The organism is Aliirhizobium wenxiniae (assembly GCF_014201355.1).
GTDB classification, from domain to species: domain Bacteria; phylum Pseudomonadota; class Alphaproteobacteria; order Rhizobiales; family Rhizobiaceae; genus Neorhizobium; species Neorhizobium wenxiniae.
In genome coordinates this window covers 724618-740707 of record NZ_JACHEG010000001.1, presented here as the reverse complement: position 1 = coordinate 740707, position 16090 = coordinate 724618, and the positions used below count along the sequence as shown (strand labels likewise).

12 protein-coding genes are annotated in these 16090 nt (G+C 59.0%); 6 read left to right on the top strand and 6 right to left on the bottom strand.

The window, feature by feature from the left end; all coding sequences use genetic code 11:
• Positions 1-65 precede the first annotated feature (65 nt).
• A complete protein-coding gene (locus tag HNQ72_RS03610) occupies positions 66-818 on the bottom strand; it encodes a FadR/GntR family transcriptional regulator (RefSeq protein WP_148147572.1) in 753 nt (250 codons plus the stop codon).
• 277 nt (positions 819-1095) lie between these two features.
• Between HNQ72_RS03610 and HNQ72_RS03605 the strand changes: the two genes are divergently transcribed.
• From HNQ72_RS03605 to HNQ72_RS03585, 5 genes are all read left to right on the top strand, one after another.
• Entirely contained in the window at positions 1096-1683 is a 588-nt protein-coding gene (locus HNQ72_RS03605) for a DUF922 domain-containing Zn-dependent protease (RefSeq protein WP_183991274.1), read from the top strand.
• Between the two features lie 111 nt (positions 1684-1794).
• Positions 1795-2943 (top strand): M20 family metallopeptidase, encoded by a 1149-nt coding sequence (locus HNQ72_RS03600; RefSeq protein WP_183989592.1) that lies wholly within the window; start codon positions 1795-1797, stop codon positions 2941-2943.
• Positions 2944-2950: 7 nt separating this feature from the next.
• A complete protein-coding gene (locus tag HNQ72_RS03595; protein ID WP_183989591.1) occupies positions 2951-4507 on the top strand; it encodes a VOC family protein in 1557 nt (518 codons plus the stop codon).
• Positions 4507-5451 carry an ROK family protein gene (locus HNQ72_RS03590; RefSeq protein WP_183989590.1) on the top strand — a complete coding sequence of 315 codons (945 nt, stop codon included), beginning with the start codon at positions 4507-4509 and terminating at the stop codon, positions 5449-5451. Before HNQ72_RS03595 ends, HNQ72_RS03590 begins: the two co-directional genes overlap by 1 nt.
• Entirely contained in the window at positions 5435-6157 is a 723-nt protein-coding gene (locus HNQ72_RS03585; protein WP_183989589.1) for a copper homeostasis protein CutC, read from the top strand. Before HNQ72_RS03590 ends, HNQ72_RS03585 begins: the two co-directional genes overlap by 17 nt.
• A gap of 21 nt (positions 6158-6178) precedes the next feature.
• Here the strand turns inward: HNQ72_RS03585 and HNQ72_RS03580 are convergent, their stop codons facing one another.
• Positions 6179-7441: an AGE family epimerase/isomerase gene (locus tag HNQ72_RS03580; protein WP_183989588.1), complete on the bottom strand. Its 1263-nt coding sequence runs from the start codon at positions 7439-7441 to the stop codon at positions 6179-6181.
• Between the two features lie 204 nt (positions 7442-7645).
• Here HNQ72_RS03580 and metH point away from each other — a divergent pair, with 204 nt between their 5' ends.
• Positions 7646-11422, top strand: a complete 3777-nt coding sequence (metH, locus tag HNQ72_RS03575) for a methionine synthase (protein WP_183989587.1) — start codon at positions 7646-7648, stop codon at positions 11420-11422.
• 352 nt (positions 11423-11774) lie between these two features.
• Here metH and HNQ72_RS03570 read toward each other — a convergent pair whose 3' ends face one another.
• The 4 genes from HNQ72_RS03570 to HNQ72_RS03555 form a co-directional block, all read right to left on the bottom strand.
• Positions 11775-13124 (bottom strand): MFS transporter, encoded by a 1350-nt coding sequence (locus tag HNQ72_RS03570; RefSeq protein ID WP_183989586.1) that lies wholly within the window; start codon positions 13122-13124, stop codon positions 11775-11777.
• A gap of 169 nt (positions 13125-13293) precedes the next feature.
• Positions 13294-14355 carry an ABC transporter ATP-binding protein gene (locus HNQ72_RS03565; RefSeq protein ID WP_183989585.1) on the bottom strand — a complete coding sequence of 354 codons (1062 nt, stop codon included), beginning with the start codon at positions 14353-14355 and terminating at the stop codon, positions 13294-13296.
• Positions 14356-14368: 13 nt separating this feature from the next.
• On the bottom strand, positions 14369-15160 hold the full coding sequence (locus HNQ72_RS03560; RefSeq protein WP_183989584.1) for an ABC transporter permease: 792 nt from the start codon (positions 15158-15160) through the stop codon (positions 14369-14371).
• An 11-nt stretch (positions 15161-15171) separates the two neighbouring features.
• Positions 15172-16047: an ABC transporter permease gene (locus tag HNQ72_RS03555; RefSeq protein WP_183989583.1), complete on the bottom strand. Its 876-nt coding sequence runs from the start codon at positions 16045-16047 to the stop codon at positions 15172-15174.
• Positions 16048-16090 lie beyond the last annotated feature (43 nt).

The window sequence follows — 16090 nt, the reverse complement described above, 5'->3', positions numbered from 1 at the left end:
TTCCTCTTGAATGTCTCCTCCAGACAGAAATTGTCATACAGGTTGGCGAAATTTATGTCAACGAGTTATCTGACATCTTCTCGCTGCGCGCGAAGCAGGTTTCTGTAGCGCAACTGACTTCCGCGCAGGTGCCGGCGCATCGCTTCCCGGGCCTTTTCCTCGTCTCCTTCGGAGATGGCGGTGACGATCGCATGGTGTTCGTCGACAAGCAGGTTGATGTAATCCATCTGCTCTTCCGCCGTTTCGTCGCCGCGCAGGGCGGCGCGGGGGATGACGTTCTTGCCGATCATGGTCAGAAATTCGCGGAAGCGCGGATTGTTTGTCGCGTCGGCGATGGAGAGGTGAAGAGCGAAGTCGGCCTCGCTCGTCGGCTGATGTGCTTCCAGACAGGAGCGCACGGCATAGTGACGCTCGAATATCACCTCTTCCTGTGCTGGCGAGCGCCGAAGGGCCGCCATTCCAGCTGATTCGACCTCAACGGCGGTCCTCAATTCAAGCAGCTCGATCATCGAGGAAACACGCGCGAGATCGATATGGCCAAGGGAGAGGTTGAATGGCGGCGGTGTCGGGGTTGCTTGGAGAACGAAGACGCCAGCACCTTGCCGGGCCTCCACAAGGCGATCCGACCGCAAGGCGGCTAGAGCTTCCCGGACTACCGTCCTGCTGACCCCATGTGCCAATGTCAGCTGCGCTTCACTTGGAAGTTTTGATCCCGGCGGGAATTGTCCTTCGGCGATCGCCTGGCGCAGTGTGTCGCTCAATTGCGTTGCGCGCGTCTTTGGGGAGGCGATCAGATCCGTGTTGAGTTCCTCGCTCATGGATGCGTTTCCTTCCTGGGAGATTATAGTCCCGGGAGTTTTCCGGGTTCGATCGCTTATTGCTGCTTAATTTAACATGTATGACAAGTTTGCCTGTTTGTCACCCATCCGCAGCGGTATGTTCCAGTGCTGATTTATCGCATAGGCCGCAATGAGGCGACATAAGCCGGAATGACGCGGTTCGCGGACATGGCTTCCGATCGCGTGCGGTGTTGAAAACGACGGCGCGTCGCTCTACCACGGCAGAGGACAGATGCTGGAGTTTGCCGTGAGAAGAATGCTGGTAAGGGTTGTGGCCGGAAGCCTCCTGTTCATTCCGCCGTCTTTGGCGGCCGCGCAATGGGCGCCAGTCGAACAGGTGAAGACCTATACGGTCAGCGGTTCCACGGGCATCGAGCTTTATTCCCAGATTGGCGAGAAGGGACCGCTTGTCGGTGGCCAGATGCGGACTATCGCGCATACGGATTTCAAGCTGCTCTGGTCTCGAAACTATCAGCCACAGCCGGATGGGTCATGCAAACTGGTCTCGGCACGGCCAAGCCTGACGCTGATCTACACGCTGCCGAAAGCCGGCAAGATGCCGGGCGCCCTGAAGGCGAAATGGGATACGTTTGCTGAAGGCGTGCGTCGCCATGAGCGAGTGCATGGCGACATGATCGTGGAGATGGTGAAGGAGATCGAGGCGGTGAGCATTGGGCTTACGGCTGCGGATGATCCAAAATGCCAGAAGATAAGGCAGGACCTGACCGCAAGGCTTGGCGAGATTTCGAAACGCAATCGCGAGCGGCACCGGGACTATGACAAGCTGGAGATGAACAATGGCGGCAATGTTCACCAGCTCATCTTTAAATTGGTGAACGAATAAATCTGATTGTTGCTGAATTTGTGAACAGTCCGATCATAGCCACGAGGCGTTGCCCGTGACGGTATCGTGGTTATAGTCCCCACGCTCGCAGAACATAGCAAGGGGATTTCAATGACCAATTCCGTTTCAGCCGCCGATATTGACGACAAGGCTCTATTGCAGGAACTCGTGGCATGGGTGGAGATCGAAACACCATCTCACGATGCGAATGCGGTCAACCGGCTGGTCGATCGGGTAGAGGGACTGGCGAAATCCGCTTTGCTGAATGTGGAGCGCCTGCCCGGAACGCTGGGACTTGGCGATATTCTGACAGTGCGCTCGCCGCGGGCTGAAGGCAGCAATGAAAAGAGCGTGCTGGTTCTGGCGCATTTCGATACCGTGCATGCGCATGGCGTGATCGCCAAGCAATTGCCGTTGAAGCGGGACGGCGACAAGCTTTACGGTCCCGGCATTTACGACATGAAATCCGGAGCGCTGATGGCGCTCGAAGCGCTGAAGATTGCGGTCGCCAAGGGCAGCCGCATGCCGGTCGATCTGGTTTTCGTGCCGGACGAAGAGATCGGCAGTCTTTCGTCGCGTGCCTATATGGAAAAGCTGGCGGCAAGTGCCGGTTACACGCTGGTTGTCGAGCCGGCGCGGGATGGCGGCAAGATCGTCATCGCCCGCAAGGGGGTCGCCATGTACGATATCACCGTGCGAGGACGTGCTTCGCATGCAGGTACACGCCCGCAGGATGGCCGCAGCGCAATTCGGGCGGCTGCGCGGCTGGTGCTCGATCTTGAGGCGCTGAACGATGTCGAGCGCGGCATCACCGTGACGGTCGGCACGATCCAGGGCGGGACGGGGCGGAACACGGTGCCGGCGGAATGCCGGATGGTGGTGGATGTGCGCGTGCCGGACGACAAGGCCGCTGGCGAGATCACGGCCAGAATTGAGGCCATGAAGCCGGTCGATCCGGATATCACGTTCGAGATCACCGGCCAGATGAACCGGCCGCCTTTTGCGCAATCCGAAGAGGGCGTGAAACTGTTCGATACCGCGGCAGAGATTGCCGCAAAGCTCGGTATCACGCTGGAAGGTGTGACGACGGGCGGCGGGTCGGATGGCAATTTTACCGCAGCTCTCGGCGTGCCGACACTAGACGGTCTCGGCGCCGATGGGGCGGGGGCGCATACTTTCGACGAGCATATTTTCGTCAGCAGCCTTGCGCCGCGCACCGCGCTGCTTGCCAACCTTATGATGAACCTTGAGCCGAAGTGAGACGATCATGACCAGCGGTATTCACCACCTCACGGCGATCACGCGAAAGATCCAGGCGAATGTCGACTTCTATGTCGGTTTTCTGGGCCTGCGCCTCGTCAAGCGTACAGCCGGTTTCGAGGATGCGCAGCAGCTTCACCTTTTTTATGGAGACGGTGCTGCGACGCCGGGTTCGCTGGTCACGTTTCTGGCCTGGGAAGACGGTTCCCTCGGGCGTGTCGGGCACGGAGCGCCAAGCGAGATCAGCTTCGCCATCGATCGCGAGGCGATCGGTTTCTGGCTGACGCGGGCACTGCAATGCAATGTGAAGATGACCGGGCCGATACAGGAGTTCGGCGAACCGGTGCTGAGACTGACCGATCCGGACGGGATCATCGTCAAGCTTGTCGGCGTCGATGACTATGGCGACTGGGTCTGGTGGAAGGATGGAGGAATCGCCGAAGCGGATGCCATCCGTGGCATTCGCGGGGCAACAATACTGTCTGAAAAGGCGGACGAAACGGCTGCGTTTCTTGAACGGCATACGGGCTTCGTGCCCGGCGCGGTGGAGGGAGCGATCCAGCGGCTGGTATCCGAAGGCGGGCAGATCATCGATGTACGCAATGCCGGCGGGTTCTGGACGGCGGCACCTGGAACCGGAACGATCGACCATGTGGCGGTGAGGGCGAAAAGCCAGCAAGCCGTCGACGATCTGCACAAGGCGCTTCAGGCCGAGGATGCGGGCGACATCAATGTGCATGACCGGCATTATTTCTATTCGCTCTATGTGCGCGAGCCGGGCGGCACGTTGATCGAGGTTGCGACCGACGATCCGGGCTTTACTGCGGATGAGACGGTAGAGGCGCTCGGGACGGGATTTTTCATCCCCAAACACTACAAGGCGGATCACGAGGCGTTGAAAGTGATGCTGCCGCAATTCGGCCTGCCGGGCGAGGAGAGGGTGATCTATCGCGACCTGCCTTTCGTGCATCGCATCCACATGCCGGAAAGCTGGGATGGTTCGACGCTGGTTCTTTTGCATGGCAGCGGCACTAACGAGACGGCCATGCTGCCTTTCGGGAGCAAGGTTGCACCGAATTCGATGCTGATTGGGTTGCGGGGCCGGTCGACGGATGAAGGGTCGCCACGCTTTTTTCGCCGTTTCGACCAGACGACATTCGACCAGAAGGAGATCGCCTCCGAGGTTGAGGCTTTTGTCGCCTTCATCGAGGATATCGGGCCTGCCTATGGCGTCGATCCGGAACGACTGACTTTCCTCGGTTATTCGAATGGCGGCAACATGCTCGCGGCGACGATGCAGCTTCGGCCAGATGCGATCCGCAAGGCAGTACTGCTACGCTCGATGAATGTGCTGGAGGAGCGGCCGGTCGTCGATCTGTCCGGAACGCAGGTTCTCTCGCTCAGCGCCATCGACGATTTTTACGGTCCGCTTGCGGGAGAATTGGAGGACAGGCTGAACGCTGGCGGGGCGCAACTGACGGCGAAAGTGCTCGATGCCAATCACGGGCTCGGGGGCGAAGACGAGGTGATCGTGCGCGGCTGGCTGCAGGAGCGGGTTGCGTGATGCAGAGCGCAGCAGTGCTCTGTGCCGATATCGGCGGGTCGTTCATCAAGTTCGGCATCTCTCGCAAGTCGGGGCAGGTGGAGGAACTTGCGCGCGTGCCGGTGCCGAAATCGGATTCGCGTGAGCTTGCGGAGGCGCTTCGCAACCTTGCGGATGATGCAGATGCAAGCGGCATCTTACCGATCGGCCTGTCAACGGCAGGGCTGGTCGATCCGGTGACGGGCAAGGGGCTTTCGGCGAATATCCCTTGCCTGACGGGTCTGCCGATTGCCGAGGCGTTTTCTCAAGCAACGGGGCGTTCGGTGTTTGCCGCGAATGATGCCGATTGCCTGACGCTGGCTGAGGCGAATGATGGCGTCGGGCGCGGTCATTCGGTGGTATTCTGCATCATCATCGGCACGGGGATCGGTGGCGGGATTGCCGTCGATGGCCGCATATTGCGCGGTGCCGGCGGCGTGACCGGCGAATGGGGGCACGGCCCGGCACTGAATACGAGCGTCGAGATCGGCGGTCGACAGATTCATGTGCCACGGTTTTCCTGCGGCTGCGGACAATCCGGTTGCGTCGATACGATCGGCGGGGCGCGGGGGATAGAGAAACTGCACGAGCTGTTTCATGGCGAAGAGCGCAGCAGCCATCGGATCATCGAGGACTGGCAGGCGAAGGATGCCGAGGCCAGAGAGACGATCGAGGCCTATCTGCAGCTTGTTGCCGATCCGCTTGCCGTCGCGATCAACACGGTCGGCCCGTCGATCGTACCGGTTGGCGGCGGGCTTGCCTCGGCGGCGGCATTGATTGCGGCGCTGGATGAGGCTGTTCGGGCACGCATCCTGAACCGGTTGGATCGGCCGCTGCTGGTGCCGGCGATCCGCCGCGAGGATGGTGGACTGATGGGCGCGGCCGTGCTGGCGCGCCAGGGAGTTGCCGATGCCCGTGCGGCTTGAAGTCTGTGTCGACAGTGCGGAAGGGCTGGAGGCCGCCGTTGCGGGTGGAGCGCAGCGGATCGAACTGTGTTCAGCGCTCGATGTCGGCGGACTTACGCCGTCGAAAGGATTGATGGCGCTGGCTGCGAAAATGCCGGTGCCGGTCTATGTGATGATCCGGCCAAGGGCAGGGGATTTCATCTTCGATGCCGCCTCGCGGGATGTGATGCTGGCGGATATTGATGCGGCGCGGGAAAGCGGACTGGCGGGCGTCGTGCTTGGCGCAAGCCTCGGCGATGGTCGGCTGGATGTGGATCTGCTGGCATTGCTTGTGAAGCAGTCGCGCGGTATGGGCCGGACGCTGCATCGCGCTTTCGATCTTGTGCCGGATGCGGATGAGGCGCTGGAACAGGCAATCAGTCTGGGCTTTGAACGTATTCTCACCTCAGGGCTGGCGGTCAGGGCGCCGGACGGCATGGCTTTACTTCGCCATCTCGCCGATCGCTCGGCCGGGCGAATTGCGATCATGGCCGGGAGCGGGATTACGCCCGCCAATGCGGCACATATCATCGCTGGAACCGGTGTCGCGGAAATTCATGCCTCATGTCGCCTGCCGGTGACTTTTGTCGACGAGGCGCTTGTCGGCTTTGGCTTTGCGGCCCGGCAGCAATACCGGACCAGCTCAGTCGTGGTAGCAGAGATGCGTGAGGCGCTGTCGGCACTCTGAGTGTGTGCCGACAGAAACCGCTCAAGCAGAAATGCCGCCGTTGGTCTCGCCGATCATCTTCGTCAGGCTGCCGTCTGCCGCGTAAAGCGGAATGAGGCAGGCCTGGAAGGCGTGGTAGATATCGCCCTTGCCTGGGAAGAGGGTGTGAGCCGGAACGAGATCTTCCGTCAGCTCCTCGTGCCAGCCGCCGTTTCTGTGGTCGATGAAGCGGTTTGCAATGGTGCTCCAGATCAGGCGATAGCTGTCCTCGAAGAAGGGATCGTGCGGCAGGTGCTGGTTGATGAAGTGAGCGGCACCTGCAGCCTCGCACATCGGCCACCAGAGCTTGTTGGTCTTGGCCGGCTTGTTATCCCAGTCGAGTGTGTAGAAGAAGCCGCCCTTCTGCTTGTCCCATCCCAGTGACATGGCCTGAATGAAAAGGTTCTTGGCTGCATCCGGCATCCAGGCGTGTTTCTTGTCTCCGAGCACCCAGAGTTGAAGAGTCAGTCGTGCCCACTCCAGCGCGTGGCCGGGGGTGGTGCCTGCCGGGCGGAACATTTCGTCCGGGTGGTAATAATCCTTGTTGAGCGTCCAGTTCGTGTCGAAATGTTCGCCGACACGGAAGCCGGTCGCACCTGCAAGGCGGCGGATGATGAGGTCGGCGATACTCTCTGCCTTGTCGAGATAATGCTGTTCGCCGGTCGCTTCGAAGGCGGCCATCAGTGCTTCGGTCAGGTGCATGTTGGAGTTCTGACCGCGATAGGTGCCGTCGTCGATCGGTCCCCAGTCTGCGGTGAATTCCTCGGCGATGGCGCCGTGCTGCTTTTCCCAGAAGCGGGTTTCCAGCACTTCGGTAATATCGGCCAGCATCTTGTCGGCAAGCGGATGGCCGACGAGCTTGGCGGAAGAGGCGGCGAGCAGAACGAATGCATGGCCGTAACCCTGCTTGTTGGTATCTGCCGGACCGTCATCGTTCATCGACCAGACGTAACCGCCGTTCTTCTGGTCCCGATGGCCGTTCCAGAGAAAATTCATGCCGTGGTCGATCAGGTCACCGGCACCCGGACGTCCGAGCATGTAGGCGATCGAGTAGCAGTGGACCATGCGCGCCGACGCGTGGATGCCGCGGACTGCATTGGCGTTTGGAAGCGGGCGGCCTTCGTCGTCCAGATCGTAGAAGCCGCCCTTGGGGTTGATGGCACGATACTGGAAGAAGTCCATCAGGCCCTCTGCCTGATCGAGCAGCCAGCGGCGATGATAGGTTAGATCGCTCCAGAATTTTGACGTCTGACCTGCATCGCTCATGCTTCTTCTCCCTTGTGCCTCAACACGTTACTTAAAGGCTATAGTCATTGTGACCATAGCTGTCATCGGCGAATCTGGCATAAATCGGACCGTTGGCCGTTGCGACAAATCCGACAGCGATTGCGACGTATGTGCTGGACTTCACATAAAGGCATCTTTATATGATTATGAATATTGCCTTGATCTCTATCAGGAGTGTCTGCCTTGTTCGATGAACTGTTCGGTCCCGAAGGTGCTCGCCGCGATGGCGCGGAAATTCTGGAAGCTCTCAAAAAAGCCGCCAGTGAGCGCATTCTCGTCATCGATGGCGCGATGGGTACGCAGATCCAGGGATTGGGTTACAACGAAGACCATTTTCGTGGTGAGCGCTTTATCGGCTGCGCCTGTCATCAGCAGGGCAATAACGACCTCCTGATCCTGACGCAACCGCAGGCGATCGAGGACATCCATTATCGTTATGCGATGGCTGGTGCCGATATTCTCGAAACCAACACGTTTTCCTCCACGCGCATCGCGCAGGCGGATTACGAGATGCAAGGCGCGGTTTATGACATGAACCGCGACGGTGCTCGACTCGCCCGCCGTGCCGCGATCCGCGCCGAGAAGGAAGACGGTCGTCGCCGTTTCGTCGCCGGCGCGATCGGCCCGACTAACCGCACGGCTTCGATTTCTCCCGACGTCAACAATCCCGGCTATCGTGCCGTTTCTTTCGACGACCTCAGGATCGCCTATGGCGAGCAGATCGATGGGTTGATCGATGGCGGTGCCGACATCATCCTGATCGAGACGATCTTCGATACGCTGAATGCCAAGGCCGCGATCTTCGCCTGCGAGGAACGTTTCGAGGCGAAGGGCGTGCATCTGCCGGTGATGATCTCCGGCACGATCACGGACCTTTCCGGCCGTACGCTGTCGGGTCAGACGCCGTCGGCATTCTGGAACTCGGTCAACCATGCTCAGCCGTTCACCATCGGTTTGAACTGCGCGCTCGGTGCCGATGCGATGCGTCCGCATCTGCAGGAACTGTCGGCCGTGTCCGACACATTCATCTGCGCCTATCCGAATGCCGGCCTGCCGAACGAGTTCGGCCAGTATGACGAAACGCCGGAAATGATGGCGCGTCAGGTGGAGGGGTTTGCCCGCGAAGGCCTCGTCAATGTGGTCGGCGGCTGCTGCGGCTCGACACCTGACCATATTCGCGCAATCGCAGAGGCCGTGTCCAAATACCCGCCGCGGGCGCTTCCTGAACATGTGCCGTTCATGTCCCTGTCCGGTCTCGAGCCTTTCGTGCTGACCAAGGACATTCCCTTCGTCAACGTGGGTGAACGGACGAACGTCACCGGCTCGGCGAAATTCCGCAAGCTGATTACCAATGCCGATTATTCGGCAGCTCTGGCCGTCGCCCGCGACCAGGTAGAAAACGGCGCGCAGGTCATCGACATCAATATGGATGAAGGCCTGATCGATTCAGAAAAGGCGATGGTCGAGTTCCTGAACCTGATTGCCGCAGAGCCGGATATCGCCCGCGTGCCGGTGATGATCGATAGTTCCAAGTTCGAGATCATCGAGGCGGGCCTGAAATGCGTGCAGGGCAAGGCGATCGTCAACTCGATCTCGCTGAAGGAAGGCGAGGAGAAGTTTCTGGCGCATGCGAAGCTGGTGCGCCACTACGGCGCTGCCGTCGTCGTCATGGCTTTCGATGAAACGGGGCAGGCCGATAGCTATGAGCGCAAGGTCGAGATCTGCACCCGTGCCTACAAGATCCTGACCGAACAGGCCGGTTTCCCGCCGGAAGACATCATCTTCGACCCGAACGTGTTTGCTGTCGCGACCGGTATCGAGGAGCATAACAATTACGGCGTCGATTTCATCGAGGCGACAAGGACTATCCGCAAGACTATGCCGCTCGTGCATATTTCCGGCGGGGTCTCCAACCTTTCCTTCTCGTTCCGCGGCAACGAACCGGTGCGCGAGGCGATGCATGCCGTGTTCCTCTACCACGCCATTCAGGCGGGCATGGACATGGGTATCGTCAACGCCGGCCAGCTGGCGATCTACGAGAATATCGATCCCGAACTGCGCGAGGCCTGCGAGGACGTTGTGCTGAACCGTCGCGCCGACGGTACCGAAAGGCTGCTTGAGGTGGCTGAGCGGTTCCGCGGCGGACCGGGCAAGGAAGCCAAGGTTCAGGACCTCGCCTGGCGCGAAAGGCCGGTCGAGGAACGTCTGTCGCATGCTCTCGTGAACGGCATTACCGAATATATCGAGGCCGATACGGAAGAAGCGCGGCAAAAGGCCGAGCGTCCTCTGCATGTCATCGAAGGCCCGTTGATGGCCGGCATGAACGTGGTCGGCGACCTGTTCGGCTCCGGAAAAATGTTTCTGCCGCAGGTGGTGAAGTCTGCCCGTGTCATGAAGCAGGCCGTGGCCGTGCTTCTACCTTACATGGAAGAAGAGAAGCGCCTGAACGGCGGCGACCAGCGCAAGTCGGCCGGCAAGGTGCTGATGGCGACCGTCAAGGGCGACGTGCACGATATCGGCAAGAACATCGTCGGCGTCGTGCTCGCCTGCAACAATTACGAGATCATCGATCTCGGTGTGATGGTTCCGGCGACAAAGATCCTTGAGACGGCCGTGGCCGAGAAGGTCGACATCATCGGGCTTTCGGGCCTGATCACACCGTCGCTCGACGAGATGGTGCATGTTGCGGCCGAAATGGAACGTCAGGGATTTGATGTTCCGCTTCTTATCGGCGGAGCGACGACCAGCCGCGTCCACACAGCGGTGAAGATCCATCCGCGTTACGAAAAAGGGCAGGCGATCTATGTGACCGATGCCAGCCGTGCTGTGGGTGTTGTATCGGCATTGCTGTCGGAAGAGCAGAAGCCGGCCTATGTCGAGGGCATCCGTGGCGAATATGCAAAAGTTGCCGAGGCGCATGCCCGTAATGAACGCGAGAAATTGCGCCTGCCGATCGCTCGTGCCCGTGCCAATGCGGAGAAGGTGGATTGGACTGCCTACGAACCCGTAAAGCCCCAGTTTACCGGCACCAAGGTGTTCGAGACCTATGATCTCGAAGAGCTTGCGCAGTATATCGACTGGACGCCATTCTTCCAGACATGGGAATTGAAGGGACGGTATCCGGCAATCCTCGAAGACGAAAAACAGGGTGAAGCAGCACGCCAGCTGTGGAGCGACGCCCAGGCGATGCTGAAGAAGATCATCGAGGAGAAGTGGTTCCGTCCGCGGGCTGTTATCGGCTTCTGGCCGGCAAATTCGATCGGCGATGACATTCGTCTGTTTACCGACGAGAAACGTTCCGAAGATCTTGCCACTTTCTACACCCTGCGCCAGCAGCTTTCGAAGCGCGACGGGCGGCCGAATGTGGCGTTGTCGGATTTCGTGGCGCCGGTCGATAGCGGAAAAGCCGATTATGTCGGAGGGTTTGTCGTCACGGCGGGTATAGAGGAAGTGGCGATCGCCGAGCGGTTTGAGCGTGCAAATGACGATTATTCCTCGATCCTGGTCAAGGCGCTGGCAGACCGTTTCGCGGAAGCGTTTGCCGAACGCATGCACCAACGCGTCCGCAAGGAATTCTGGGGTTATGCCTCAGATGAGGCATTCAGTAACGATGAGCTGATTCACGAGGAGTATGCGGGCATTCGTCCCGCACCCGGTTATCCGGCCCAGCCGGATCACACGGAAAAGGCAACCTTGTTCTCGTTGCTTGATGCGACAAATGCGACTGGTGTCGAGCTCACTGAAAGCTATGCCATGTGGCCGGGTTCGTCGGTCTCGGGCATCTATATCGGCCATCCTTCCAGCTACTATTTTGGCGTAGCAAAGGTCGAGCGTGATCAGGTCGAGGATTATGCATCGCGCAAGGGCATGACGATTGAGGAGGTCGAGCGCTGGCTGGGACCAGTCTTGAACTACGTGCCGGGTGGGGCGGCGGAGCAGGCTGTCGAGGACGCCGCGTAACTGTTGAACATAAAAACGATTTGTTGGGAGGGCTCGATGAGCCTTCCCACATGTAACGTCGGCTCAGTGCGGCCATGACGGTCAGTTCTATCCTGATCGTGATCAGATAGCGATTATGACGGGAGCCAGGAGCGCTGAGGACGACGATTATCGGTGATGCGATATCGTCCAGATCGTCGTATACCGCCCCATCGGGTTATCTTGGTCCGTGATATTTCAGTCGCGGCGTCTCTGGAGGCCGGCGGGGGCATCGTTCTTTTCTGCCAGGTCATTGTTTCGCGATAATCGAACAAAAAAGCCGGAAAGTGAGACCTTCCGGCTTTTCCTTTTCATGTCGCATTCAGCTCGGCGATTATGCTTTGGCCAGCCGCGCAGTCAGTTCCTCGATGCCGGCTTCAGACTCGACCTTGTCGCCATGCAGCATCAGGTAGATGCCGATGCCGACCGTCAATGCCGCGATGAACAGCAGATACCAGGCATGGGCCATAGGGTTGATGGCAAGCGCGGTGGTTACGCCGATCGGGGTCAGTCCTCCGAAAATGGCGTAAGCGACATTGTAGGAGAAGGACAGGCCGGTGAAGCGGACGCGGGCCGGGAAGGCGCGGACCATCACATAAGGGATCGCACCGACGAGGCCTACGGCCAGGCCCATGATCGCGTAGAGGACGAACATGAGTGTGATCGAGCTTGCCGCGAAGCTGTAGAAGGCCCAGGTGGCGATACCGAAGACGACACCGGCAACGGTGAAGAAGCGGCCTGATCCGACCCGGTCGACAATGCTGCCTGCAGCCGAGGTGGCGAATATCAGGAACAGCGTGCCGAAGCTGGTGGCGGCAAGCGATTGCTGCGCCGTGTAGCCATAGATCTTTTGCAGCAGGGTCGCGGTCATCAAAGTGGTGACGACAATTGCGGCAGAAAGGATCCAGGTGAGCAGCATGGAGATGATCACGCCACGCAGATGATCGCGCAGAACCGTCTTCAAAGGCAGTTCCGGGGCAAGTGTACGGCTGGCCTTCATTTCGGCGAAGATCGGCGTTTCCTGCAGCCAGCGACGCATCCAGACTGAAAGGAGGCCGAAGATGCCTCCGATGAAGAACGGAATGCGCCATGCGCCATCGGCGATCGCTTCCGGCGTGAAGACCGTGTTGATTACGGTTGCGATGGACGAGCCGAGCAGAATGCCGAATGACAGACCTGATGTCAGGAAGCCGCAGGCAAAGCCGACACGGCGGAAGGGCACATGTTCAGCCACGAATGTCCATGCGCCGGGAACCTCGCCGCCGATGGCTGCACCCTGCAGGATGCGCATCAGAACGAGAAGGATGGGGGCCAACACGCCGATCGTGGCATAGGTTGGCATGACGGCCATGCCAAGCGTCGACAGCGCCATCAAAAGAATCGAGAAGGCAAAGACCTTCTTGCGTCCGAACATGTCGCCGAAATGGGCAAGCACGATGCCGCCGAGCGGGCGAATGAGATAACCGGCTGCGAAGATACCGAAGGTCTGGATCAGCACCAGCCATTCCGGCATGTCCGGAGGAAAGAACAGTTTGCCGATCACCGTCGCGAAAAAGACGAAGATGATGAAGTCATAGAATTCCAGGGCGCCGCCTAGGGCAGCGAGGCCGAGGGTTTTGAAATCCTGAGAGGTAAGACGGCGCGGTGCGGCTCTTGAAGGAGCCGGTGAAGTAATCGAAGACATTGTATTCAACTGAAAGTACGGGGTGGGCTCCCGCTCAGGGAGATAGCGCCAACCGGAATGCGGCATGGCAGGCTGCATATCAAGGTTTAAAGGCTGTTTTTCTGGTCATTCCACCGGCTTTGCGATGCAGTTTGGCAACAGGATTGGTGCCGTCCGCCGGTGTCGGCCATCAGTCCTTGATCAATAACAGGTCGCTCGCCGCAAAGCGCAGCGTGACCGTTTCGCTCGGTTTCGGAAGAACCTTGTCCGGCGCATTGAACATATCGAAAGAGATCTGGTTGCCGCCAACGTCGAATTTCGTGCGAACGACCGAACCAAGGAAGTGAGACGAGACGACGGTTCCTGTGAGTGCGGTATCGCCTTTGGCGCTTTCTGCCAACGAACCCGCTTCCGGCCGCAGGGCGACGGAGATTTTTTCTCCAGATTTCAGAGCGCCGATAGGCTCGCGTAGAGTGATGACGTTTTCGCCGATACGGATCGTATTGGCGGCCGGCTCGGCTACCGTCGCGTCGATGATGTTAAGCGTGCCGACGAAGGAGGCGACAAAACGGGTGGCGGGGCGATTGTAGATATCCGATGGCGTGCCGATCTGGTCGGCGCGGCCGGCATTCATCACGACGATACGATCGGAGATGGACAGCGCCTCTTCCTGATCGTGCGTAACGAAGACGGTGGTGATTCCAAGCTGGCGCTGGATTTGACGGATCTCTTCGCGCAGCGATACGCGGATTTTTGCGTCAAGAGCAGAAAGCGGTTCGTCGAGCAGCAAAACCTGGGGTTTGGGAGCCAGCGCCCGCGCAAGGGCCACGCGTTGCTGCTGGCCTCCAGACATCTGGTAGGGATAGCGGTCGGCAAGGTGCTCAAGATGGATGAGCTTCAGCATCTCCTTCACCCGCGTCTCTATCTCAGCCTTCGGCTGGCCCGCGACCTTGAGGCCGAAGGCGACGTTGTCGAAAACATTCATGTTCGGGAAGAGCGCGTAGGCCTGGAAAACCATGCCAATATTGCGCTGGCTGGTCTTCAGCCCGGACTGGTTCTTGCCGTTGATGGTTATCGTGCCGTCGCTCGGGGTTTCGAAACCTGCGATCATTCTGAGAATCGTCGTTTTGCCGCAGCCGGACGGGCCGAGGAAGGAGATGAATTCTCCCTTGTCGATCGACATGTTGAAATCCTTGACGACCTGGGTCTGGCCGAAACTCTTCTTGAGACTGTCGAGGACGAGGAAGGACATGGGCGAAAATTCCTTAGGCGCGGCGGGCCGGCGCCATCTTGCTGAGACGGGAGACGAGCTGAATAAGGCCCATGGAAAGCCAGGTCATGGCGAAGGCGATGACGGCGAGGGCGGACGGCTCATAGGCCTTATTGGCGCCGACGAGCTGCAGATACGGACCAAAGGCCGGGCGATTGAGGAGGGCTGCCATGGTGAACTCGCCCATCACGATTGCAAATGTGATGAAGGCACCCGACAGGACACCCGACATGACATTCGGGAAAATGCAGCGAAACAATATAGTTGGCCACTTTGCGCCGAGGATTTCGGCGGCCTCGGTCAGGGTGCGTACATCGATCGTGCGCATCGCGGTGTCGACCGAGCGATACATGTAGGGCAGCGACAGGGTGATGTAGGACATCACAAGAAGCACGTTGGTGCCGAATGTCGAGCCGGTGAACGGGATGTAGGACGAGGAATTGTAGAGGCGCAGGTAACCGAAGACGATGACGATCGCCGGAATGACGAGAGGCATAAGAGTGACAAACTCGACCACCGGGCGCATCTGCGGCAGGCGAAGACGGACCCAGTAGGCCGTCGGTACGACAAGCAGCATGCCGAAGGCTATGGTGAACAGCGCCATCAGGATGGAAAAGCCGAAGGTCTGCTGAAACTGGACATCGGAAAAGACCGATCCATAGGCGTCGAAGGAATATTCACCGCGGCGCATGCGCAACGAGAATTCAAACGTGCCGAGCAGCGGAACGAAAAAATAGATCAGCCCGATAGCGATGGCGAGCCAGGCGAAGAATTTCGTCATCTTCATCTGTGACGCCCTCACTTTTGCCAGCGTTCGGCGCGCATACGCAGCCAGATATAGAGAATGTTGGACAAGCCGGTGATGACGATCATGCCAAGCGCCAGCGCATAACCCAGGTTCGGGTTATGCAGCACGTCACCCCGGATTTGTGCGTAAAGTAGAATCGGCACGATATTGAGTGAGGAGCCAGTCAACGCATAGGCGGTGGCGATAGCACCGAACGCATTAGCGAAGAGAAGCAGGCTGGTGCCGAGCAGGCTTGGCCAGAGGATCGGGAAGGCGACCATCCGCCAGTATTGCCAGGTTGACGCGCCGAGGATTTCCGAGGCCTCGCGCCATTCCTTCTTCAGTCCATCAAGCGCAGGTGTCAGGATCAGAACCATCAGCGGGATCTGGAAAAACATGTAGGTGACCGTCAACCCGACGAAGGACAGGAGATTGAAGCCGGTCGAGTAGAGATTGAAGCCGAACCACTCGCGCAGGAATACCGTTACAAGGCCAGTGCGGCCGAGCGTGGCGATGAATGCAAAAGCAAGCGGTACCCCGGCGAAATTCGAGGCGACGCCGGAGAATGTCAGAAGGCCGGAGCGGATCCAGGAAGGCAGGCCACCGAGCACTATTGCCCATGCGAGAAAAAAGCCAATCAGTGCGCCGCCGAGCGAAGAGGCAAACGAGACCTTGATCGAAATCCAGTAGGCCGAGAGGATCGTCGGCGTGAAAAGGTCAGCGATATTCTTGAAGGTGAACTGACCGTCCGGCGTGAAAAAAGCTCCCATCACGAGATAAAGCGTCGGAACGATCAAGAACATGAGCGCGAAGATCATGAACGGCGCGATGCCGAGCCAATCGATGACGGTGCGTCTGTCGATGAAGGACGAGGATGCCGTTGCCATGAAATAGCGCTTCTTTGGGAGAATAAAGAAAGCCTCCCCGCCG

Excerpts from the sequence above, each read along its gene's own strand:
- HNQ72_RS03610 (WP_148147572.1), bottom strand. The coding sequence starts at position 818 with ATGAGCGAGGAACTCAACACGGATCTGATCGCCTCCCCAAAGACGCGC.
- HNQ72_RS03600 (WP_183989592.1), top strand. The coding sequence starts at position 1,795 with ATGACCAATTCCGTTTCAGCCGCCGATATTGACGACAAGGCTCTATTG.
- HNQ72_RS03560 (WP_183989584.1), bottom strand. The coding sequence starts at position 15,160 with ATGAAGATGACGAAATTCTTCGCCTGGCTCGCCATCGCTATCGGGCTG.
- HNQ72_RS03585 (WP_183989589.1), top strand. The coding sequence starts at position 5,435 with ATGCCCGTGCGGCTTGAAGTCTGTGTCGACAGTGCGGAAGGGCTGGAG.
- HNQ72_RS03580 (WP_183989588.1), bottom strand. The coding sequence starts at position 7,441 with ATGAGCGATGCAGGTCAGACGTCAAAATTCTGGAGCGATCTAACCTAT.
- HNQ72_RS03590 (WP_183989590.1), top strand. The coding sequence starts at position 4,507 with ATGCAGAGCGCAGCAGTGCTCTGTGCCGATATCGGCGGGTCGTTCATC.
- HNQ72_RS03565 (WP_183989585.1), bottom strand. The coding sequence starts at position 14,355 with ATGTCCTTCCTCGTCCTCGACAGTCTCAAGAAGAGTTTCGGCCAGACC.
- HNQ72_RS03555 (WP_183989583.1), bottom strand. The coding sequence starts at position 16,047 with ATGGCAACGGCATCCTCGTCCTTCATCGACAGACGCACCGTCATCGAT.
- HNQ72_RS03570 (WP_183989586.1), bottom strand. The coding sequence starts at position 13,124 with ATGTCTTCGATTACTTCACCGGCTCCTTCAAGAGCCGCACCGCGCCGT.
- HNQ72_RS03605 (WP_183991274.1), top strand. The coding sequence starts at position 1,096 with ATGCTGGTAAGGGTTGTGGCCGGAAGCCTCCTGTTCATTCCGCCGTCT.
- HNQ72_RS03595 (WP_183989591.1), top strand. The coding sequence starts at position 2,951 with ATGACCAGCGGTATTCACCACCTCACGGCGATCACGCGAAAGATCCAG.